The sequence below is a fragment of the Halopseudomonas xiamenensis genome (assembly GCF_014219065.1).
Lineage (GTDB): Bacteria > Pseudomonadota > Gammaproteobacteria > Pseudomonadales > Pseudomonadaceae > Halopseudomonas > Halopseudomonas xiamenensis.
This window is the reverse complement of the sequence record NZ_JACLGO010000004.1, coordinates 92466-115573: the sequence shown is the minus strand read 5'-3', so window position 1 is coordinate 115573 and position 23108 is coordinate 92466. Positions and strand designations below refer to the sequence as shown.

Annotated in this window: 18 protein-coding genes; 12 read left to right on the top strand and 6 right to left on the bottom strand. The window is 59.7% G+C overall.

The window, feature by feature from the left end:
• Positions 1–83 precede the first annotated feature (83 nt).
• The 3 genes from H6X51_RS04110 to H6X51_RS04100 are packed head-to-tail and all read right to left on the bottom strand — an operon-like array spanning position 84 to position 2861.
• On the bottom strand, positions 84–1487 hold the full coding sequence (locus H6X51_RS04110) for a cbb3-type cytochrome c oxidase subunit I (protein ID WP_185266241.1): 1404 nt from the start codon (positions 1485–1487) through the stop codon (positions 84–86).
• A 40-nt stretch (positions 1488–1527) separates the two neighbouring features.
• Positions 1528–1974 (bottom strand): c-type cytochrome, encoded by a 447-nt coding sequence (locus tag H6X51_RS04105; protein ID WP_185266240.1) that lies wholly within the window; start codon positions 1972–1974, stop codon positions 1528–1530.
• 38 nt (positions 1975–2012) lie between these two features.
• A complete protein-coding gene (locus H6X51_RS04100; protein ID WP_185266239.1) occupies positions 2013–2861 on the bottom strand; it encodes a CbbQ/NirQ/NorQ/GpvN family protein in 849 nt (282 codons plus the stop codon).
• A 279-nt stretch (positions 2862–3140) separates the two neighbouring features.
• Between H6X51_RS04100 and H6X51_RS04095 the strand changes: the two genes are divergently transcribed.
• From H6X51_RS04095 to H6X51_RS04070, 6 genes are all read left to right on the top strand, one after another.
• Positions 3141–5189, top strand: coding sequence for a TonB-dependent receptor plug domain-containing protein (locus H6X51_RS04095; RefSeq protein WP_185266238.1), 2049 nt, complete (start codon positions 3141–3143; stop codon positions 5187–5189).
• Between the two features lie 52 nt (positions 5190–5241).
• Positions 5242–6957, top strand: coding sequence for a nitrite reductase (locus H6X51_RS04090; protein WP_185266237.1), 1716 nt, complete (start codon positions 5242–5244; stop codon positions 6955–6957).
• A gap of 243 nt (positions 6958–7200) precedes the next feature.
• Complete coding sequence (locus tag H6X51_RS04085) at positions 7201–9291, top strand: type VI secretion system Vgr family protein (protein WP_185266236.1); 2091 nt, start codon at positions 7201–7203, stop codon at positions 9289–9291.
• The gene (locus H6X51_RS04080) at positions 9288–10142 is read left to right on the top strand and encodes a DUF4123 domain-containing protein (RefSeq protein WP_328795616.1); all 855 of its coding nucleotides are present in this window, start codon (positions 9288–9290) and stop codon (positions 10140–10142) included. The genes H6X51_RS04085 and H6X51_RS04080 overlap by 4 nt, the downstream gene beginning before the upstream one ends.
• Complete coding sequence (locus H6X51_RS04075; RefSeq protein ID WP_185266234.1) at positions 10139–13546, top strand: toxin VasX; 3408 nt, start codon at positions 10139–10141, stop codon at positions 13544–13546. Before H6X51_RS04080 ends, H6X51_RS04075 begins: the two co-directional genes overlap by 4 nt.
• Positions 13547–13569: 23 nt before the next feature.
• The gene (locus tag H6X51_RS04070; RefSeq protein WP_185266233.1) at positions 13570–14316 is read left to right on the top strand and encodes a hypothetical protein; all 747 of its coding nucleotides are present in this window, start codon (positions 13570–13572) and stop codon (positions 14314–14316) included.
• A 145-nt stretch (positions 14317–14461) separates the two neighbouring features.
• Here the strand turns inward: H6X51_RS04070 and H6X51_RS04065 are convergent, their stop codons facing one another.
• Positions 14462–15469: an AraC family transcriptional regulator gene (locus tag H6X51_RS04065; RefSeq protein ID WP_185266232.1), complete on the bottom strand. Its 1008-nt coding sequence runs from the start codon at positions 15467–15469 to the stop codon at positions 14462–14464.
• Between the two features lie 167 nt (positions 15470–15636).
• Between H6X51_RS04065 and H6X51_RS04060 the strand changes: the two genes are divergently transcribed.
• Positions 15637–16479, top strand: coding sequence for a TauD/TfdA dioxygenase family protein (locus tag H6X51_RS04060; RefSeq protein WP_185266231.1), 843 nt, complete (start codon positions 15637–15639; stop codon positions 16477–16479).
• 67 nt (positions 16480–16546) lie between these two features.
• On the opposite strand, the gene bfr is transcribed toward H6X51_RS04060, so the two are convergent.
• On the bottom strand, positions 16547–17017 hold the full coding sequence (gene bfr, locus H6X51_RS04055; protein ID WP_185266230.1) for a bacterioferritin: 471 nt from the start codon (positions 17015–17017) through the stop codon (positions 16547–16549).
• Positions 17018–17139: 122 nt separating this feature from the next.
• Complete coding sequence (locus H6X51_RS20025) at positions 17140–17349, bottom strand: bacterioferritin-associated ferredoxin (protein WP_185266229.1); 210 nt, start codon at positions 17347–17349, stop codon at positions 17140–17142.
• 392 nt (positions 17350–17741) lie between these two features.
• On the opposite strand from H6X51_RS20025, the gene H6X51_RS04045 reads away from it, so the two are divergent.
• The 5 genes from H6X51_RS04045 (at position 17742) to H6X51_RS04025 (ending at position 23087) form a co-directional block, all read left to right on the top strand.
• Complete coding sequence (locus tag H6X51_RS04045) at positions 17742–19181, top strand: MFS transporter (protein ID WP_185266228.1); 1440 nt, start codon at positions 17742–17744, stop codon at positions 19179–19181.
• Between the two features lie 79 nt (positions 19182–19260).
• Positions 19261–20583 carry an MFS transporter gene (locus tag H6X51_RS04040; RefSeq protein WP_185266227.1) on the top strand — a complete coding sequence of 441 codons (1323 nt, stop codon included), beginning with the start codon at positions 19261–19263 and terminating at the stop codon, positions 20581–20583.
• Positions 20580–21557: a DUF2157 domain-containing protein gene (locus H6X51_RS04035; protein WP_185266226.1), complete on the top strand. Its 978-nt coding sequence runs from the start codon at positions 20580–20582 to the stop codon at positions 21555–21557. Before H6X51_RS04040 ends, H6X51_RS04035 begins: the two co-directional genes overlap by 4 nt.
• Positions 21554–22606, top strand: coding sequence for a DUF4401 domain-containing protein (locus tag H6X51_RS04030; protein ID WP_185266225.1), 1053 nt, complete (start codon positions 21554–21556; stop codon positions 22604–22606). The genes H6X51_RS04035 and H6X51_RS04030 overlap by 4 nt, the downstream gene beginning before the upstream one ends.
• On the top strand, positions 22596–23087 hold the full coding sequence (locus H6X51_RS04025) for a GDYXXLXY domain-containing protein (RefSeq protein WP_185266224.1): 492 nt from the start codon (positions 22596–22598) through the stop codon (positions 23085–23087). Before H6X51_RS04030 ends, H6X51_RS04025 begins: the two co-directional genes overlap by 11 nt.
• Positions 23088–23108 lie beyond the last annotated feature (21 nt).

Genomic DNA, 23108 nt, shown 5'->3' with positions numbered 1-23108 from the left:
ACCTCCCGGTGGTGATCAGTGGCGGCTGGTCAGCCGCCACCGCGAAAATGGGAAGACGCCGGACCGCGGTCCGGCGTCTCGGCTCATTGAGCAACGGCCAGTGCCGGAGCTTGCTCACGAGTGGAGCGGGCAACCACGAAGCTGTACAGGTACATGCCCAGGCCGACGGTGAAACCGATGCCGGCAATCAGGCGCATCCAGTACACATGCATGATGGCATCCTGTGTCTGCATGTAGCCGAGCGCACCGGCGTCACCGGGCAGGCGTTGCAGGTCGATCTGGATCCAGCCAGCCCAGGTCAGCAGCAGGGTGATGGCCAGCATGCTGATGCTCATCACCCAGCATGACCAGATTTCCACGCGCTGGGCCTGTGGGCTGCTGCACTCGCGGCCATGCAGTTTCGGCCAGGCGTAGGAAATGATGGCCATGGCGATCATCGCGTAGGCACCGAAGAACGCTAGGTGGCCATGCGCTGCGGTGAGCTGGGTGCCGTGGGTGTAGTAGTTCACCGGGGCCAGGGTATGCAGGAAGCCCCACACGCCGGCACCGAGGAAGGCCATGATGGTGCAACCGACGGCCCAGGTAACGGCAGCCTTGTTCGGGTGTTCGCGGCGACGCTGACGGAGCATGCTGAAGGCGAACAGCATCATCATGAAGAACGGCAGCGGTTCGATGGCGGAGAAGATCGAGCCGATCCACAGCCAGTACTCGGGCGCACCGATGAAGAAGTAGTGGTGGCCGGTGCCGAGGATGCCGGAGATCAGCGCCATGGCGATGATCAGGTACAGCCACTTCTCGACTACCTCACGGTCGACACCGGTGGTCTTGATCAGGATGAAGGCCAGGATCGCACCCAGGATCAGTTCCCAGACGCCTTCCACCCACAGGTGCACGACCCACCACCAGAAGTACTTGTCCATCACCAGCGACACGGGGTTGTAGAAGGCGAACAGCCAGAATACCGCCAGACCGATCAGGCCGGTGATCAGCACCATGTTGACCACGGTCTTGCGACCCTTGAGCACGGTCATCAGGATATTGAAGATGAAGCCCACGACCACCAGCGCGATACCTACCTTGGTAATGGTCGGCTGCTCGAGGAATTCCCGGCCCATGGTCGGGAAGTAGTCGTTGCCGGTCAGCTCCGCCAGTCGTGCGTAGGGCACCAGCAGGTAGCCAAGGATGGTCAGCACACCGGCTATGGCAAAGATCCAGAACAGCGCATAACCGAGTTTCGGGCTCCAGAGTTCGGTCTGGGTCTCCTCGGGGATCAGGTAGTAGGTGGCGCCCATGAAAGCGAACAGCAACCAGACGATCAGCAGGTTGGTGTGCACCATGCGGGCCACGTTGAAGGGAATTTCCGGGAACAGGAAATCGCCGATGATGTATTGCGTGCCGAGGATCAGACCGAACAGGATCTGACCGACGAACAGGAGCATGGCAAAGGCAAAATACGGTTTTGCCACTGCCTGTGAAGCGTATTTCATGATGTGATTCCTTATGCTATCAGAGTCGGTTCAGTCGTATTCAGCCTTCCTTGTTTGGTGGCCAGTCGTTGGTGTCGATCCGCGATGACCAGATCAGGAACTCGGCCATGGCATTGAGTTCTTCTTCTGACAGGTTGAATTGCGGCATCTGCCGACGACCTTCCACGCCGGTGGGCATGGCCTTCATCCAGGCACCGAAATAGGCCTTGAATGCAGCCTCGTTACCCATGCCGCGACGGTCGAACACATTGCCCAGCTCAGGTGCGAAATAAGCGCCTTCGCCCATGAGTGAGTGGCAGCCTACACAGTTGTTCTTCTCCCATAGATGCTTGCCATGAGCGACTTCGGCGGTGAGCTGGTCGCGGTTTTCCCGTTCCGGAATCGCGGTGACCGTATCCACCGTCAGGCCAATGAACAGCAGCATGAAAAACATGCCGCCACCGTAGTAGATGTTGCGGGCCATGCCCTTGGTAAAGCGCTCCGACATGTTGATCTCCTCGGTTATGCGGATTGCATGCTCGCCGTTCAGGCGAATCTTCTGTTGGGTTGTTGTTGTCCGGGTTCGGCAAAGTGCGCTCTGACCACATCCATGATTGCCGCCTGGGCGGTGGGTTCGTCGGTGAGTGGCTGTGCCATGCAGGCTTCGCAGGCCTGGCGCGGGTCCATGCCGGCGGCGATCAGGCGGCCGGTATGGATCAGCAGACGGGTCGAGGGCGCTTCTTCCAGGTCATGCTGGCCGAGGTGGCGCAGGGCATTGCCCAGGGCTACCAACTGGTCGGCATTGACGGGATCGAGGCCGGATTCGTGCTGCAGGATGCGGCTCTCCACCGCCGCCTCGGGATAATCGAAGGCCATCGCCACGAAGCGCTGGCGGGTACTGGGCTTGAGCCCCTTGAGCAGGTTGCGGTAGCCGGGGTTGTAGGACACCACCAGCATGAACCCCGGTGCGGCCTGTAGTTCTTCGCCGGTGGCTTCCAGTGGCAGGATGCGCCGGTCATCGGCCAGCGGGTGCAGGACCACGGTGATATCCTTGCGTGCCTCGATGACCTCGTCCAGGTAGCAGATGGCTCCTTCGCGCACGGCGCGGGTCAGCGGGCCGTCCTGCCAGAAGGTGCCGTTGGCACCGATCAGGTGGCGACCGACCAGGTCGGCGGTGGTCAGGTCATCATGGCAGGCGACGGTATACAGCTTGCGTCCCAGGCGTTCGGCCATGTGCTGGATGAAGCGGGTCTTGCCACAGCCGGTCGGCCCCTTGATGAGTACCGGCATGCCGAAGCGGTCGGCCTGCTCGAAGAGTTCAACCTCGCTACCGCTGGCATGGTAGAAAAGCCCACCTTGCGGCTGCGGATGGAGGTCTAACCGGGTTGCGTCCATGGGTGATTCCTTGAAAGATGCGTTCGCTGTTTCTCTATCAAGGAATGTGCCATGTTTTAACTTGTTGATTTTAAAGATTTATTTGTTTTAAAGGTTAAAAAAACCGTAAGCGGTTTTGGTTCTAAAAACCTTTTATGGTTTTTTTGACCATTTTCTGGGTGCGATGGTATGTCGCACCCAATCGGCTGCGTCAGCATGACGCACACTCCCTTGACAGAGGTCAAGCACTCCCTTCCCCGGACGTTCCATCATGCAGACATGTCATGAGGAGCGATCAGGATGAAAGCCAGGATTTTCATCGGAGGGTTGTCACTGCTGAGCCTGTCGGTAGCGCAAGCGGCGCTGGACAATGCGTCCGTACGCCTGGCCGATACCGTGGTGACAGGTACCGGCTTTGAAGTGGCCAGCCTGATGAGTCCCGGTTCCGTTACGCGTATTGGTGAGGAGGAGATTCGCCGGCGCAGCCTGGCGGATGTCGCTGATCTGTTCCGGGATCTCCCCGGCGTGGTGCTGTCCGACTCGGATACCCCCGGCATGAAGCGTATCTCCATTCGCGGCGAAAGTTCACGGCGGGTGACCATTCGTATCGATGGCCAGACCGTGACTGACCATACCGACTATGGCACCCCCCTGTTGATCGACCCGGCGATGATCGAACGGGTCGAGGTGGTGCGTGGTCCGGCCTCGGTGATCAACGGCTCGAACGCCATCGGCGGGGTGGTCAATATCATTACCCGGCGGGGGAGCGATGTACCGCTGGAAACCTACGTCGGCGGTGGCTATTACTCCGCTACCCAGGGCTACCGCAGCAATGCCGGCCTGTCCGGCAGCAGCGGCGGTTTCGACTATCGCCTGAGCCTGTCGCGCAGCGAGCACGGCGATCGGCGTACCCGGGGTTATGGCGAACTGGACAACTCCGCCTATGACAATGAGTCGGCGGCGCTGCATCTGGGCTATCGCAGGGCCAATCACTATGTCGCGTTCAAGGCTGAGCGTTTCGACATGAGTGCCGGCAGTTGGGTGGAGCCCCAGCCTGGTTCCGAGTTCAACCTGGACTTCCCCAGGCGCGATCAGCGGCACTATGCGTTGTTCTACGAGGCAACTGACCTGAGCCCGGTGCTGAAGAAGCTGTCGGCCAATGCCTATCGGCGGACGGTGGACCGCGACTTCAATAACAATGTCCTGACCCAGGTGCCGCCGGTCACCGTGGTGGTGGACAACAATTCGCTGGATGAGCAGCTCACCAGGGGATTGGGAGTGCAGGCCGAACTGGAGCTGTTCGCAGAGCAGACCACGCTGATCGGCCTGGAATACATGGATGACGTGCTGGACAGCGACAAGTTCGGCAGCACCACACGGATCACGCCGGTGGGCACCGTGGTGACGCCTGCTTCGGCGAGCCAGAAGGCCGATCAGCAGACGCTGTCGGCGTTCGCCCAGCAGCAGTGGCAGTTTGCCGAGAACTGGACCGCCTACCTGGGCGGCCGCTACTACCGGGTCGACTCGGAGCTGGCGCGCAGCACCGAGCGAACAGCGATAGACAGTGATGATGAGCGTGTGCTCGGTTCGCTGGGGCTGGTCTACAGTCCGGCGCCACACTGGGCGCTGCGAGCCAACCTGGCCCAGGGTTATTCCTATCCGACGCTGGCCCAGCTGTATTCGGTCTCTCCGGCCAGGGAGCGGATCTTCTACGGTAATCCCGACCTCAAGCCCGAGCGTGCGCGGGTCATGGAGCTGGGTTGGCGTTATGAAGTGCCCCAGGTCACTGCCGATGTGGTGCTGTTTCATACCATTGCCAAGGACTACATCGACCGTCAGCAGATCGATACCACGCCGGATGGTTACCTGCCGCCCGGCAACGCCGCCCTTGAGCAGTGGCAGTACACCAACGTCAACGAAGCCAAAACCAGCGGCCTGGAGGTGTCCCTCGAGTGGCGCCCGGACTGGCTGGTCCAGCCTCACGCCGCGGTCAGCCTGAGCCGCCGTGAGTTCGACTACGGCAATGGTTACTCCACCTGGGACAGTGGCTTGCCCACTGCGACAGGCACCTTGGGGCTGCGCTCCTATGTGCAGCTCGGCCGGGTGAGCAATGAATTCGACTTCTTTGTACGCGGCGCCAGCGGTGCCGAGCGCAAGGGAGCGGATCGCAGCGTCGAGGACCGTGAGGGTGGTTACGCCACGCTCAACCTGGCCTGGACGCTCGACTATCAGGAGCGGGTCAGCGCCCGGTTGCTATTGGGCAATCTGCTCAACCGTTCCTACCGGCCTCTGGACGAGTTGCCCGGACTGAAACGCCACATCGATACGGAGATAACGCTGACCTTCTGACCCACTGTTGTACCTGATGAGCCGATTACATTGTCGAGGAAAGGACCAGACCATGAAAATGACCAAACCGTTAACCGCCGCAATCAGCATACTGGCGCTGACGATCACCGCCTCCGCGTTCGCCCAGGGCTCGGACCCGGAGAAAGCCGCGGCCGCCTACCAGGGTGAAGCCTCCGCCGTAGACCCCTCCCTGGCCAGGGTTGTGCGTACCCCAGGTGCCCCTGACCTGAGCGAAGCCGAGTTCGATAAGGCCAAGGAGATCTACTTCCAACGCTGCGCCGGCTGCCACGGCGTGCTGCGCAAGGGCGCTACCGGCAAGCCGCTGACGCCGGATATCACCCAGGAACGCGGCCAGGCCTACCTGGAAGCGCTGATCGCCTATGGCTCGCCCGCCGGCATGCCGAACTGGGGCACCTCCGGCGAGTTGACGCCCGAGGAAATCACCCTGATGGCCAACTATATCCAGCATGAGCCGCCGACTCCGCCGGAGTGGGGCATGCAGGCCATGCGTGACAGCTGGACCGTACTGGTCAAGCCCGAGGACCGGCCGACCAGGCAGATGAACAAGCTGGATCTGCCGAACCTGTTCTCCGTCACCCTGCGTGACGATGGCAAGATCGCGCTGATCGACGGCAACAGCAAGAAGATCGTCAAGACCATCGATACCGGTTATGCGGTGCATATCTCGCGTATGTCTGCATCCGGCCGCTACCTGCTGGTGATCGGGCGTGATGCCAAGATCGACATGATCGACCTGTGGGCCAAGGAGCCGACCAAGGTTGCCGAGATCAAGGTGGGTATCGAGGCGCGTTCGGTGGAAACCTCCAAGTTCGAGGGCTTCGAGGACAAGTACGTGGTCGCTGGCGACTACTGGCCGCCGCAGTACGTGATCATGGATGGCGAGACGCTGGAGCCGCTGAAGATCATGTCGACCCGCGGCATGACCGTGGATGAGCAGGAGTATCACCCTGAGCCACGGGTGGCGGCGATCATCGCCTCCCACGCGCATCCGGAGTTCATCGTCAACGTCAAGGAAACCGGCCAGGTGCTGCTGGTCAACTACGAGGACCTGGACAACCTGACCGTGACCAGTATCGGTACCGCGCAGTTCCTGCATGATGGCGGCTGGGACAGCTCGCACCGTTACTTCATGACCGCGGCGAACAACTCGGACAAGGTAGTGGTGATCGATTCGAAGGATCGCAAGCTGGCAGCCATCGTCGAGGTGGGCAAGATCCCGCACCCGGGGCGTGGTGCCAACTTCGTGCATCCGCAGTTCGGTCCGGTATGGGGTACCAGTCACCTGGGTGACGACACCATTTCCCTGATCGGTACCGATCCGGTGAACCATCCCGAGCATGCCTGGAAGGTAGTGTCGACTCTGAAGGGGCAGGGTGGTGGCTCGCTGTTCATCAAGACCCACCCGAAATCCACCAACCTGTATGTGGATACCACCTTCAACCCGAGCGCGCAGATCGCCCAGTCGGCAGCGGTGTTCGATATCAACAACCTGGAAGGCGGCTACAAGGTACTGCCGATCGCCGAATGGTCCGGTATCGAGGGCGGCTCCCGTCGGGTGGTCCAGCCTGAGTACAACGAGGCGGGTGACGAGGTCTGGTTCTCGGTGTGGAGTGGCCAGGATGAGGAGTCCGCCATCGTGGTGGTGGATGACAAGACCCTGGAACTGAAAAAGGTGATCCGTGACAAGCGCCTGATCACACCGACCGGCAAGTTCAACGTGCACAATACCCAGCATGACGTGTATTGAGACTGCTGGTTGAAGTGGCGGGAGCTCCTGGCGCTCCCGTTCAGTTCAATGATCAAGCCCGGGCTCCTTGGCCCGGGCTTTTTTGCATGTGATGTTTTATTCATCCTGTGCATGAATTGTGCTGCAGATGCGGGTTCTGCCAACTGGCGCACATCCATTCAAGCCTGATTTTGTGACAATGCCTGCCCATCATGTGGGCAGCCGGTGCTGGTTGCCTCTGGCGAGAACAGATGAGGACAACGGATGTTTGCCCCGGCCAATGAGCCCCACTTCACCCTGAGCCTGCCCGGCCTCGAACACGACTTCAAGGTCCTCGAATTCCGCGCCCGCGAAGCCATCAACCAGTGCTACCGTATCGAACTGCAACTGGTCAGCGAACAGCCCGACCTGGACCTCGAAGCCCTGCTGCAACGCAGCGCCTGGCTGGACCTGGACAACGGCAGTGGCCTGCACGGCCTGGTGCACCACGCCGCCATCGGCGAATCCGGCCAGCGCCTGACCCGCTACCGCCTGGAACTGGTACCCCAGCTGCACTACCTGGCTCTGCGTCACAACCAGCGCATCTTCCAGCACCTCAGCGTGCCGCAGATCATCGCCCGCCTGCTCGAAGAGCACGGCATCCACGCCGATGCCTACGCCTTCCAGCTCGGCAGCGAGTATCCCCAGCGCGACTACTGCACCCAGTACGCCGAGAGCGACCTGCATTTTATCCAGCGCCTGTGCGAGGAAGAGGGCATTCACTACCACTTCCGCCACAGCCAGGACGGCCACCTGCTGGTATTCGGCGACGACCAGACCGCCTTTCCACGTCTCGAACCGACCGGCTTCGAGCAAGGCAACGGCCTGGTCGCCGATGAACCGGTGGTCAAGCGCTTCGGCGTCCGCCTGGAAACCCGCAGCAGCCGCGTCACCCGCCGCGACTACGACCACAACAAGGCCCGCCTGCTACTGGAAGGCGAAGCCCGCAGCGAGCAACTGCCGGACCTGGAGGACTACCACTACCCCGGCCAGTTCCACGACCGCCACCGCTGCAAACACCTGGCCCGCCGCACCCTGGAGCGACACCGCAGCGACTACCATCAGGCCCACGGCCACAGCGACCAACCCACCCTGCGCAGCGGTCACTTCCTCGAACTACAAGGCCACCCCCGCACCAGTTGGAACGACCTCTGGCTACTCACCGACATCCACCACCACGGCAAACAACCCCAAGTGCTGGAAGAGTCCATCACCACCCCATCAGGTTCGCACGCCCTGACTCCCTCTCCCCTCGCGGGAGAGGGCCGGGGAGAGGGGGATAAAGAACCCAAAGAAGCCTTCTACCAAGGCTACCGCAACCACTTCACCGCCACCCCCTGGGACACCCCCCACCGCCCAGCCCTGCACCACCACAAACCTAAAATCCTGGGCACCCAAACCGCCACCGTCACCGGCCCCGAACACGAAGACATCCACTGCGATCCCCAGGGCCGGATCAAGGTCCAGTTCCACTGGGACCGCGAAGGCCAGGCCGACGCCCATACCAGCTGCTGGCTGCGGGTAGCCAGCAGCTGGACCGGCAACCAGTGGGGCAGCATCACTATCCCGCGCATCGGCATGGAAGTGCTGGTCAGCTTCCTCGAAGGTGATCCGGACCAGCCACTGGTCTCGGGCTGCCTGTACAACAGCGCCCACCAGGTGCCCTACACCCTGCCGGAACACAAGACCCGCAGCCTGTTCAAGAGCCAGAGCAGCCCCGGCGGGGAGGGTTTCAACGAACTGCGCATCGAGGACAAGGCCGGCGAGGAACAGATCTTCATCCACGCCCAGCGCGACTGGGACCAGCGCATCCAGCACGATCAGCGTATCCACGTCGGCCATGAACGGCACGAGCGCATCGAAGCCAACCGCTATATAGAGAACCTGGTCGAGGAGCACCACCGCACCCATGCCGACCGCCGCACCGAGATCCGGGCCGATGACCACCTGACCGTCGGCAACCAGCAGCACATCAAGCTCGGCCAAGGCCAGTTCATCGACGCTGGTCAGGAGATCCATCTGTCCAGCGGCATGAAGGTCGTGCTGGAGGCGGGAGCAGAAATCACCTTCAAGGTCGGCGCCAGCTTCGTCAAACTCGATGCCGGTGGCATCAGCCTGGTCGGCCCCAGCGTCAAGCTGAACTCTGGTGGCAGCCCGGGTAAGGGAACAGGTGCGACAGCGTTATTGCCGGGCGATACGGTCAAGACGGAGTCCACCCAGGCAGGCAACCTGCTGGTACCAGCACAGCGCCAGGCATTATTGGCAGCTCCCCCGGTATGCGCTATCTGTACCGCCAATGATGGGGATGGCAAGTGACCAGATACTTGCTGGTGGACGGTGTGCGTTATAACGAGGCACTGGCTCGCCTGTACCGGCGTGCAGAAGATATTCAGATAGAACCACTTTATACGGGTACATCCTGGCAGGCAGTGGCTGACCTGGGACCCATTCTGCTCGAGCCAAATCAGGACTCCCCGCTATGGCAGGAAGTCAATGATGGGCCGGAATGGCACACGGCTGCGGCAGTGTTGACCAGCGACGTACCCCTGACACAGTTAGCCGACCATCTACGCCAGTTCAACCAGGTGACGGATACCCAGGGCAATGCCTATCTGCTGCGCTATGCCGATCCACTGGTCGCCTGGTTCTGGCTGAAGAGTTTTGCCAGTGACTCGGAGGTACCGGTGCTTGGTCCGGTTCTCCAATGGCATATTGTGCAACCGCAGCCGGCTTGGCAGATGGCTGACGCGGCCTGGCACGCATTCAATGGACCCGTTTGCGAAACCAGCGAATCGCCATGCAACTCATTCGGCGAAGCACAACGGCAAGCGCTGGACCAGGCCTATCGTTGGCAATTGAAATCGCGTCTGTATGCGTGCCTGCACGCCAATCACCTCGCTGCATTACAGCGCCGGGAAGCAAGCGATCTGAATGACTGGCTGGATAGTCGTCTACTCACTGCTGAGACCTGGGGGCTGAGCAGTGAGCGCAGCCAGATTATCTGGTGCGTACTGAGTCTGACCCATGGTGATGACTTTGCCACCGCTACTGATGGGGCCTACCAGTATTGGTTGAGCCAGCATCAGTACACCGCCGCCTTCACTCCCGATCAACGCCTCCAGCAGTACTATCAAACAACGGTTGAGCCAGAAGGATTACTGACATGACCAGCATGCGCACGCCCAGCGAGATCCGAGACAACCTGTTCGCCACCTTCGCTGACAAGCCCATGACCAGTATCGGCCAGTGTCCGCTACAGCAGGCAGAGATCGCGATCTTTCCAGTACGCTATGCGCTGGACGAAGCCGCGCAAACCAACGGCGAACCGGGTCCGCATCCGCTACCCGTCACCTGGCAGGGCGCAGCGTCATTACCCGCACTGCAGACCCGCACCTATACCCAGCGCCAGCTGCGGGATGGGTGGCTGTATGTCATCGATCGAACAGCCAACACACTGGATGAATATCGTGTGCAGGGTGCCAACTTCAGCAAACAGGCTGCGGGAGGCGAGGGTAGTGCGGGGCCGGCGCTGGGCTATCTGCTTTACCCGCGGGACCACCAACTGCTACTTGCTTACTCCAGCGTAAAATGGAGTGAGCATACCCGCGGTCGCATGGCTGACCCGGCGGCGCAAACGCGCTGGATGCGAGCCCTCGATCTGGCCGGTTATGCCCGCACCATGCGGGCTCCCCATTGCGCCGCACTGGCGGAAATAGCAGAACATGTCGCGGATATTGATTCCGCTACGGCGAAGGCCGGCTTGCGTTTCGATAGCACCCTGCTGCCCACCCAGGCCCAGGATGCGGACCAGGCCTGTAAGCCGGCCTTGGGCAGCGACCGGGTGCTGGCCTGCGTACCGGATCAGGACTCCGCCCTGTTCATAGCGCTGGATGATCCGCTGGGGATACTTGAAGACCTGAGCATGCAAGCGGCTGGTCCGGCATTGGCCCTGGCCCAGTTCGAAGAACAGCATATGCACCGGCTGACCGTGGCTCAGTATGTGGAGATGCTGTCTGGAGCGGATTTTTCTGACCTGCAAGCCACACTCGATCTGGATGACCAGGCCTTTCACGCCTTCAAACAGAAAGCCCAGCGTTACCTGGATGCGACGCTTATGCAGCAGTTCGATGCAGCCAGCGAAACCACCGTGGCGCTCAAGCAGGCCGGCAAAGAGCGGGACTTGCTGGTAGCCGAATATGGCGAAGACGTGGTCAGCCGGGTGGACAGGCTCATGACCCAGTGGCGAGCGCGGGAATCACTGCGAGGGCAGGTGCGTTTTGACGAAGCACAGCAATACGTGCTGGAGAAGCGTATTGAGTTCGAAGGCCATCAGGCCTCTCTCAAATACTGTCTTGAAGACCTGATCGTCTGGCTGAAGCGTTTGGGAACAGACCCTTTATGTGTATTTCACGATCACACCGATGAGCACCAGTGCCTGAGCCTGATGGAGCATGCCGATGCCTGGCTGGGCCTGCTCACTCAACATGAAGCCGGTCGTGACTGGTTCATCAGGGACTATGCCGAACCAGGCACCCTGATGGGCCTGGCACACTACAACTTCGACAAGGAGCTGGCGTCGATTATTGACCGGCTGGCACAGGAGTTTACCGAGGAGCAGGGGATCAACCTCGCGCTAGTTGGTTCAGTTGCAAAGCGTTCACAGGAAATTACCGACGTACTCAGTAATGAAACCATCCGCAACAGCGCCCTGTTCCAACGCCTGAGCCAACCGGCCCAGCGAGCCTATGACACCCTGCTGAAGGTAGCCAGCCAACACTTCGAAGACCTCTGGGAAGCCTTTGAATACAAACTGCTACCCGCCGTCAGCACCCGGCTCGGACCGCAGTGGAAGCCCGTTGCGTACCTGGCCATCAGCGTCGCTGTACAAAGTACCGTCGATGAAATCAAGCCCTTCCTCATCCTTGATGGTGAATACAAACAAAAGCACGCACGTTGGTCGCGACAGGTTGCCATGGTTACCCGCAAGCTCGACGTCCAACACCGCGTGGCGCGAACCGGGGCACGCCATGACCGTCAGGCTGCCAGCCGGGATGTGAGGCAACTCAAACAACAACTGGATAACCTGATGCTGGAAATGCCCAGCAGAATCCTTGCCCGTGGTGAGGTACAGCAGCAAACGCAGCACACCGTCATCCAGCAGCGAGCTTTCACCATCGAAACCCTGGGCCGAGCAGAGCTGGCCCAGCAACTGGAAGCCAGGGCCAGGGACTATGGCAGCTACATCAAACGGGTCAACGACTGGGTCAAGAACAACATCAACAAGGGGCTGGCAGGCCTGGTCACGGTACTGAACCTCTGGAACTTCCACACCGCCATGGCCGACGCCGGCGCCAGCGGCGAATGGACCACTACAGACCAGCTATCGGTCGGCACGGCCGCCGCCACCATGCTCAGTGGTTTGACTGCGCTGGCGATCATGCCGGTTTGGGCGAGGATGGCTAGCCTTACCGGCGAAGCAGCCGTTAAAGGTAAGTCAGTTCAGGTGCGTCTTGTGGATGCCGCAGCTAGATACTGGCACCCGGATCACGGGGGGCACAAGGCCCTGTTCAAGGCCTTTGCCAAGCGAGCGTTTGCCATGTCGGGATTGGCGGTGATTGCGTCAGGAGCAGAGCTGCTTCAGGTTCGGGGGGAAATCAGTAACGCCAAGTCTAGTGGTGAGCAAGTGGCTCAGATTGCAAAATTTTTTACAGTAATTGGAATGTTTGGTGTTGCTTCCTTTCAAATGGTCAGCTCATTAGGTGCAATGGCAGGTATATTTTCCGTGGGGGCCGCATTTGCTCCTTGGACAGTGATTGCATATGCAGTAATAGGGGCAGCATATTTGATTACCACCTTGATTGGCGAGAGCCTGAAAAAGGAAGGGCTCAGGTTATGGTTGCACCGCAGTAGTTGGAGTAACTCGAGAATGGGCTACTGGCCAGATACGGAGGAGGGCAACAAAGATGAGTTACGGGCTTTGCGCGAGGTACTATTGCACCCGACCATCATAGTGCAAACCTTGAAAGGACGAATGAGTGACCTCAATAACCCAAACCGAAATGGTGTCTGGCTCAAGCTGATACTACCGCCTGATGTGGCAGGGCATGATATTCACATCTATCCGATCATGGTGACAGAAGGAGGCTGGTTCAGCAGGGACCGACAGACCCGCTACCGAGCGAATCTGTATGCCGACTACTTTGCTGACGGCAACTGGGTTGATCTTGAGCAAATTGGCGATTGGGAGTCGCTGGACGTACGCAAATATGGAGACCGACTCCCCGCTCAGTACACATCCGAAGATTGGAGAGTGTGGCTTGTTTATCTGCCTCATCGTTGGGGAATGGACAGGCTGGAAGTTGAGATCCATTATCCGCCGGCTATATTGGGTCGCCCTGATGCGCTTGGTTACCGTTTCAGTATCGGCCTCGGGGGCATGAAAGCAGGCACTCTACATGAAAACCCTTATGTGCATGGGCAGGTCACCGAGCCAGACGAGGGGGGCAGACCTCTGGTGATTGACAGCATTCCGCCTGTTGCACGGAATACTCTTACCTTGGGGGTGATGTGATGCGACGAACTGGGTGGTGGAAAGTGCCAGACCTGTCTGATCGGATGGAGTGGCAGTATGCTGCTGAACCAGATGTCATGACATGGACAGTGAAGGCCATTGATCGAAATATTCTGATATGGGTCTGTTTGTTTGGTAGCGTTATTGTTCCGTTCGCCATAGCGTCTTTTATATTCTATATGAAAGACGATGGTCTGATGGCCAGTGGATTTCTATTTGCGATATCCATACTTGTATTTCTTTTTTTCAAGATTGGCTTGGAAAAAACCGTCTTCGTCTACCGCGCCACCGAAGAACGTTTGGAAGTCTGCCAATGGCAGGATATCCCCGATCTGGTGTTTACCTTCCTCAAGGTATTTCCCTTTATCGTGGTCGGTATCATCCTGATGGCGCTGATCAGCAACCCTGCATTATCGTTTGCCGCCCTGGCAGGTCCGGCGCTGGTGGGCATCCTGCTGGCATCGGTGGGTGGTGACTCACACTACAAGGCAATCTATAAACGCTTTCGTCATGATGAAGTCATCTGGTCGGAGATTCGCAAGGCCTTGCTGGATGAAAAGAAAGGGCTGCTTGCGCTGAGTGTTGACTGGGAAAACAAGGTAATTGACCCCGCGGCGGTTGATCTTGCGAATAAAGAGCATCATATCCACTTGTACCCTGTTTACTTCCGTAAGGACCAGGAACGAAGCGTTCTCGCACTTATCAGGGAGAGAGTGCCGGATGCTACTGTCATGGTGGAAGGGCAGTACACATATCCATTTTCAGGCTAACAGATTGACCATGTCCCAGTTGATTCGCGCTACACCTTTCCTTGGAATTGATCTGATGTCACGTACCAACGTAACGGAAAGTGCCAGACTTCTCTGATTGTCTTCGGCGACATCCAGCCAGCGGATCGCAACCCTCAACATCTGCTCAGCTGCCGATCTGGCTCTTGAATTGCCCTGGCGTCACTCCGAACCATGTCTTGAAAGCACGATGGAGGGTGCTCACATCGGCGTAGCCCAGCACCTCGACGATTTGCTCGGTAGGTAATTGCCGTACCACCAGCAGCTCCAGTACTTTCTCCTTCAGCAGTCCTTCCTTGAGTTTACGGAAGCTGGTGCCTTGTTCATCGAGGTGTCGCTGCAACGTCCGTTTCTTGAAGCCAACGGTTTTTGCCAGCGTATCGATATCCAGTCTGACCAGGTCATCGCCCTCCATGTGGCTTTTGACATGATCCAGGAAGCTCTGCCCAACGCGCTGGGCTCTGGATAGCCCATCGGCGTAACCCAGCAACAGCTGGTACAGGTGTTCGTCACGCCCCGTAATCACCGCATCGATCGCTGTGTTATCAAACTCGACGATGTAGCGTTCCCCGCATGACACGACAGGGCATTTCAATGCTTCAGCCACTCCCTCAGCATCTGCCCCAGCGGGCAAGTGCAAAAGGCGCGCCCTGGTATTGCCAGCGGAGATGAGAGAAACATTTTTCAGAATCGCAGTTATCACCGACAGCACATGCTGCAGGTGCACGGAGACGGATGATTGGGCTGGAAGATATTCCAGTGCTACGACATCGCCTTGTGTGGCTTCAACAAATCGGAAACGGCCATTTTCACTGATCAGGCCCTGATAGCGAACCAGCAGCTCCATCCCGGTGCGGACTGAAGGGCTGTGGAGCAGCAAGGGAAACAGCAGCCCTGACGAACGGGGGCTGAGACGACGGCCTGCTTCTACTCCCAGGTGCTCCAGGCCGGAGGCAGACACTGCCCGATGCCACAAGGTGCGAGCTTCCACCAGGTCCAGCTGCTCGCCAACCGAAAGCCTGCCGTCTTGAATACCCTTGACCCCCTTGGTTAACGAATCTATATCCACTCCCAGTTCAGAAAGAACCAGCAGCAGTTCGTTGACCCAGAGGTTATTGATATAGCGATGATCCATGCCTGCCGTCTCGCTCAAAGCGCAAAATAATACGACCCTTTGTGGCACTAAATGCAAATCGATAGCACGGATTCTCAATGAGCCCGCTTCCATAATCTCTTACAGTGAGTGTGTGAATAGCAGCTATAAATTAAAAAAATTATCTACGGCACAGGCAGGAGCGAGACATGAGTTACACCATTACATCAACGTCAGGTGCATGCGGAGCGACAGTAGCAGGTCTGGATCTCTCTGAAGACCTGGATAAGGCGACAGTTGAAGATCTGCGCGCAGCCTGGCTGAAACACAAGGTGCTGGTTTTTACCGGACAGAGCATCAGTGATGCGGATCTCGAGCGTTTTAGCCTTTACTTCGGGGCATTCGCCGGCGACCCCTATATCGCATCGCTGGACGACAACCCGAATATCATCGAACTGCGTCGTGCCGCGGATGAAACCACGCCGATTTTTGCTGATGCCTGGCACACGGATTGGAGCTTCGGTGAAAATCCTCCCTCGGCAACCATCCTGTATGGCATCACCATTCCGCCCCATGGCGGCAATACCGACTTCGTGAATCAGCAAAAGGCCCTGCAGGAGATGCCGCAAGAGTTGCGTAGCCGCATCGAAGGGAAGAATGCCATTCATTCCGCGCGCCGGGCATATGCTCCGACGGGTGCCTATGGGGACGGGGAAAAGGCGAGTGGCAAGGAACGCGGGTTCAAGATCAAGACGTCCGAATCCGCCTACGATACCCAGGCTCACCCGATCATCCGCAAGCACCCGGAAACAGGCGAAGAAACCTTGTTCGGGTGCATTGGCTACATCATCGGTATTGAAGGTATGGCTGATGACGATGGGAATCGGCTACTGATGGAACTCTATGACTGGCAGACCCGCCCGGAATTCCAGTACAGCCATGAATGGCAGCCCGGCATGGTGGTCATGTGGGACAATCGTGCGGTCCTGCATAAAGCCAATGGTGGCTATGAAGGTTATGAGCGGCTACTGCATCGTACGGTCATCAAATAAACCCGATACCCCAAGGTTGTTCGTGACGAGCAACCTTGGGAGAGGGGATTGAGGGGCAGGGCAGGACTCAGTTGCTGATCTGCGACTGCTGGTAGTTTTCCAGGCCAACCTTGTCGATCAGGCCCAGCTGGGTTTCCAGCCAGTCGACATGCTCTTCCTCCGATTCGAGGATTTCCTGCGCCAGATCGCGGCTGCCGTAATCACCAATGCTTTCGAAATAGGCGATGGCGTCCTTGAGGTCGGGAATGCCCTTCATCTCCAGGCGCAGGTCACATTCGAGAATCTCACGGGTGTTTTCGCCGATCATCAGCTTGCCCAGATCCTGAAGATTGGGGAGGCCTTCCAGGAACAGGATGCGCTTGATCAGCGCGTCGGCGTGCTTCATTTCATCGATGGATTCGTGGTACTCATGGTCGCCGAGCTTGTCCAGACCCCAATCCTGAAACATGCGCGCATGCAGGAAGTATTGGTTGATGGCAACCAGCTCATTACCAAGCAGGATATTCAGATGGCGGATGGCCTGTGCGTCGCCTTTCATGACGATATTCCTCAGTGCAGGGGGATCAATGCACCGAGTGTGCTACCGGGAGCGGCATCTGTCAAATCCGCCCTTGAAAATCAAATAGATAGAAACTTTTCGCGGATGAACGCGAGACGCATTCAGGCTACCGAGAACTGTCCCGCATTGACGAAGCTGGCCGCTGCGGCCTGGCGATATTCGCCCAGGATGGATTTGCAGTCCCGACCGCATTTGCCGCATTGGCTGGCAACGTCCAGGCGCTCGCGCAGATCACGCATGCTACAGGCACCATCAGTCACGGCATCGCGAATCTGGGTGTCGGTAATTCCCTTGCAAAGGCAGACGTACATGGGCGCACTCCGGGAGCAGGTCAAGAATGGCTATACGCTAATTGTAATGAGAATAATTGTCAAACAATTATCCGTGCTATTCGCATGAATTGGATGAGCGGTGCGCTGGCTCGCGGTTTTCAGCTCATCAGTCAGCTGAATATCTCTCATCCCTGCACTTTATAAGGGGCTGCAGCCCGCGTCGGTGCTGGTGTGCAAGCAGGTCAATGTCGCCGTTTCGCAATACCTTGGTACATTCACCGAGAATGTCGCGTGAATATTGGCCGTTGAGATGGAATAGACTCCGGTCAACGACGACAGCTCGGTGGGCCTTGGACCCAGGCAGCGTCAGCGAGAACAACTACAACAAGGCAGGGCTCGCTCCCTGCTCAATCTCATTTGGAGTGGCATAGATGAGTCAGTCCGGCATTCTGAAACGTTCCACTATCCTGGTCCACGGTTCCGTGGGCATCCCCCTGGCTATCATCGGTTATCCGCTGGCAGTTTACCTCCCGCCTTTCTATGCCCAGGAAATGGGTCTGAACATGGCACTGATGGCTCTGGTGCTGGTGATCGCGCGCTTTTCCGATGTGATCACCGATCCGCTCATCGGCATGCTCAGTGACCGCTGGCAAACCCGGTTCGGGCGGCGCAAGCCATGGCTGGTAATGGGTACGCCGATCATGCTGGTCAGTACCGTGATGATCTTCATGCCACCCGATGGGGCGGGGCTCTGGCACCTGCTGTTGTGGACGGTGCTGATGTACCTGGGCTGGACCATGGTCACGCTGCCTTACGGTGCCTGGGGCGCTGAACTGTCGCCGTTGTACCATCAACGCAGCCGGGTGACCGCGTCGCGCGAGGGCTACGTGCTGCTGGGTCTGTTCATCGCGGCGCTGGCGCCGGCAGTGGTGCAGGCCATGGGGGCGCGCTACGCGGCGGGAGAAACCGATGGTGTCCTGATGCGCACCATGGTGTGGCTGGTCGGTAAGGATGGGCAATTGGGTACGGGTTACGGTCCCATTCTGGCGGGGATGGGGTGGTTGCTGCTGATCCTGCTGCCGCTGACTGTATTCCTGGTGGTGACCCTGGTGCGCGAGGCGCCGCCTCGGTCGGTACAGAAGACCGACTGGAAGAAGGGGCTGCGCATCATGAAGAACAATGGGCCGTTCAAGCGGCTGATGCTGATCCTGCTGATCGTCATCACTGGCGAGTCGTTCCGCAACGCCATGTCGGTGTTCTTCATGCAGCATGTGGTCCAGATTCAGGCGCAGATCGGCATGATGTACCTGCTGTATTTCGGTATTGGCATCCTCGGCATTCCATTCTGGCTGATACTGGGCCGCAAGATCGGCAAGCACCATGCCTTCTGCGTGGCGGTGGCGGTATCGAGTATCAGTATTCTCGGCATGTTCTTCCTGCAGGCCGGCGACCTGGTGCCCTTCGCCATCATGTTCGCGGTCAAGGGTTTCTGTTTTGCTGCCTTTCAGTTCCTGCCGCTGTCGATGCTGGCGGATATTGTTGATCTGGACACTGCACGCACCAGGGAGCACCGCACCGGCCTGTTCTTCGCCATGTCCGGCATGGCGCAGAAAGCCGCCATGGCCCTTGGTCTGGGGCTGTCGCTGGGCCTGCTGGCCCTGGTCGGCTTCGATGCCACCCAGACCGTGCACAACGACAGCCAGCTGATGTCCCTGCGGGTGCTCTACATCATCGGGCCGGTACTCATGTACATGGCTGCCTTCATGCTGGCGCGCCGCTATCCGCTGACTTCCGACCGGCAGGAACGTATCCAGTCGTGGATCGAGCGGCGTGACCTGCGTCTGGGCACTGCCGGGGTGGAAAAGGCCTGATACGGCGGTTGACGCAGAATGTGTCGCATTCTTCCGTTATGCTGTCATCCTTCGCGTGGCTTCAAAGAGGATGACAGCGATGGCGGGGCGGTCCCAGTTCGGTTTGTTGCGCAGCAGGCGGTTTCTGCCGTATTTCATTACCCAGTTTCTCGGCGCGTTCAACGACAACGTGTTCAAACAGGCGCTGGTGCTGGCGATTCTGTTCAAGATCGGCACCAGCGCCGATCCGAATGTGCTGATCAACTTCAGTGCCCTGTTGTTCATCCTGCCGTTTTTCCTGTTCTCCGCCCTGGGTGGCCAGTTCGGTGAGAAGTTTCCCAAGCACACGCTGATCCGCCTGATCAAGTTCGCCGAGATCATCATCATGCTGGTGGGGGCGGCCAGTGTGTTCATCGGGCATCTGCCGCTGATGCTGGTGGTACTGTTCGCCATGGGCTCCCAGTCGGCGTTGTTCGGTCCGGTGAAATACTCGATCCTGCCGCTGCATCTGGCGGAGCGGGAGCTGGTCGGCGGTAATGCCCTGGTGGAAATGGGCACCTTCCTGGCTATTCTCGGCGGCACCCTGTTCGCCGGGCTGCTGATGAGTGGCGAACACTGGCCCTGGTGGGTCTCTGTGTCGGTAGTCGGGCTGGCGCTGCTCGGCTTTCTCGCCAGCATGACGATTCCGCGTACCGCAGCGGCCTTGCCCGACCTGCGGCTGGACTGGAATATCTTTCGCCAGTCGGCGCGTATCCTGCACCTGGGACTGGTGCAGCAATCCCGGACCGTGTCCCGTTCGCTGCTGGCCAACTCCTGGTTCTGGTTCCTCGGTGCGACCTACCTGGCGCAGATTCCCGGTTTCACCCGTGATTACCTGCAGGGTGACGAGACCGTGGTGACGCTGATCCTGGCGGTGTTTTCCGTCGGTATCGCCGCCGGTTCGCTGCTCTGCGAGCGCTTGTCGGGCAAGGCGGTGAACCTCACCCTGGTACCCTTTGGCGCGCTGGGCCTGACATTGTTCGGCTTGCTGTTGTGGGCCGGCGCCGGGCATATCGAGGTGGGGGTCGAGCACCTGGGCTGGACGCAGTTGCTGATGCAGCCGGCGGCCTGGGCGGTAATGGCCTGCATACTGGGGCTGGGCATGTTCGGCGGCTTCTACATAGTGCCGCTGTACGCGCTGATCCAGGCGCGGACGGAGAATCATGAGCGGTCCCGGGTCATTGCCGCGAACAACATCCTCAATTCCCTGCTGATGGTGATTTCCGCGGTATTCGCCATGTTCATGCTGGGGGTAGTGGGGGTCAGCATTCCGCAGTTGTTCCTGGTGGTATCCCTGCTCAATATACTGGTCAGCCTGTATCTGTTCCTGGCGGTGCCCGAATTCACGGAGCGCCTGCGCATGCGTTTGGGAGGGAGTCGATGAAGATGCTGGATGAGTTGCGCCGGCGCGACCAGCTGCTCACCTGGATGGAGCAGGGCCTGCTGACCCGGCCGCAGCTGGAACAGGCGCTGGCACCGCAATTGCCGCAGCCGAGCGGTCGGGACTGGCGCCAGGCGCTGGATCGGTTGTTGGCCTTGTATGGCAGCCTGTTGCTGGCGCTGGGGGTGATCTTCTTCTTTGCCTTCAACTGGGACGAGCTGCACCGCTTTGCCAAGTTGGCCCTGGCGCTCGGGGCCTTGACCGGGTTTGCCGGGGCGGCGCTGTTGCTGCCGGCGGGGGCGGTGCTGTATCGCGCTGTTCTGCTTGGTGCGGCGCTGAGCACCGGCGGGCTGCTGGCGCTGGTAGGGCAAACCTATCAGACCGGAGCGGATATCTGGCAACTGTTCGCCGTCTGGGCGGTGCTGATGCTGCCCTGGGTGCTGTTGTCACGTTCGCGGGCCTGCTGGGCGCTGTTCTGGGTCGTCAGCAACCTGGCTTTGCTGCGCTATTTCGCCGTGCATGCCGGCTGGTTCGGTACGCTGTTGGCCAGTGCGCAGGCGCTGCTCGGCGTGGCCGTTCTCAATCTGCTGTTGTTGCTGGTGTTCGAGCTGTTCGCCGCCCGCCTGCTGTTGCATCCCGGGCGCAGCATGCCGCGCCTGGCCGGCTTCGCCCTGCTTAGCGCACTGGCGCTCGGCGGTTGCATTGCCTGGTGGGAAAGCGGTTATGCCGACCTGTTATGGGGAGCGGCTGTGGCCTGGCTGGTCGGTATCCCGCTGTACCGCTGGTGGCGAGAGGATCTGTTGCTGCTGGCCCTGCTGCTGTACTCGCTGGTCGGAGTGCTGACCGCGGGGCTGGCCCGGTTGGTGGATAACCTGGATGGTTTCGCGCTGTTCAATCTGCTCGGTTTGTTCCTGCTGCTGAGCAGCGCCCTGGCATCGGTCTGGCTGCATCGGGTCCACCGGGAGGGTGACGCATGAGCATGGCATGGCGACAGGCCCTGATCGCGGAGCTGCGGCAACGACAGGTGCTCGACCCGCAGGCGCTGGAGCAACTGCGCGGCGGCAGCGCCACACCCTGGTACATGGCCTTGCTGTCGGGCCTGGCGGCCTGGCTGGCGGCGCTGTTGCTGTTGGGCAGTTCGCTGGTCACCATCATCGATGACAGCGCCCTGGCCAGCGCCGTAACCGGGGCTGCGCTGCTAGCATTGGCGGTCTGGTTGTTGCGCCGCCCGGGCGTGTTTACCGCGCAGCTGGGGTTGGCGCTGTCACTGCTGGGGCAGGGGCTGCTGGTGTTCGCGTTGGTGCAACTGGAGCCGTGGCATGCCGTCGGGCAGCGGCTGCCGGCGTTGGCGGCGCTGCTGATGGCCGGTGGCATGCTGGTAGTGCCGGCGGTGGCTGCCCATCGACTGATCTGCGCGCTGATCGTGCTGGCCAGTCTGGCGGTGCTGGTCGGCGCCAATCCCTGGTTGTCGGTGTATGGCCTGTCACTGGCCGCGCTGGGTGTCTGGCTCTGGCTGCGGCGTAGCGGCTGGGCCGGGTCGCGGTGGGCGGCTGTGTATCGTGCGCTGGCCTGTGCCAGTACCCTGATGGGCCTGGTTCTGGCCATCTTCGGCCACGGCCGTCTGCTCGATGTGTTCCCGGCTGAGCGGAGCCTGGAGCTGTGGCCCTGGATATATCCGGCAGGCGCAGGCGCGCTGTTGCTGGTGACAGCCAATTGGCTGCTGCGCCGGCAGAGCCCGGGTATGCACCTGGGTGGAACAGTGGCGGTGCTGACCCTGATTGCACTTGGCGCCCAGGCACCGGGCCTGCTGATCGGTGCGGCGCTGTGGCTGGCGGTATTCCACGCCAGCGACCGTTTCTGGTGTGTACTGGTGGGCATCGGCACCACCCTGTACCTCGGTGAGCTGTACTACAGCCTGCACATCACTCTGCTGCACAAATCGCTGTTGTTGTTGGCAACCGGCCTGCTGTTGCTCGTGTTGCGCTGGTTGCTGCTGCGGCAATGGGGAGGCCGGTATGAGAGTTGATCGAATTGCCATCGTCGCTGCCTGGCTGCTCGTGGTGCTGGCAGTGATGTATGCCGTCACCGGCCATGAGCGAACCCTGCGCGACGGACAACTGGTGCTGCTGGAGCTGGCCCCGGTGGACCCTCGCTCGCTGATGCAGGGCGACTACATGGCGCTGCGCTTTGCGGTCGATGATCAGTTGTCCGCGGAAGATGGCAGCTGGCCGACCTATGCCCACCTGCATGTCGGCGCCGAGGGCCGGGCGGTGCTGGCGGGTACCGGTAATCAGCCGAGCAGCGAGCCGGGCATGATCTCCATGCGCATTCGTCAAGCCGAGCGCAGGGCGAGTGTCGGCCCCAATGCATTCTTCTTCCAGGAAGGCACCGCGGCAGTATACGAGAAAGCCCATTGGGGTGGTTTTCGCGTGGCCGCCGATGGTACTGCGCTGTTGACCGCGCTATATGATGAGGATCTGCAACTGCTGGGGAGCAATCGACGCTAGGCGAGCGAATGCCGTGTGAGC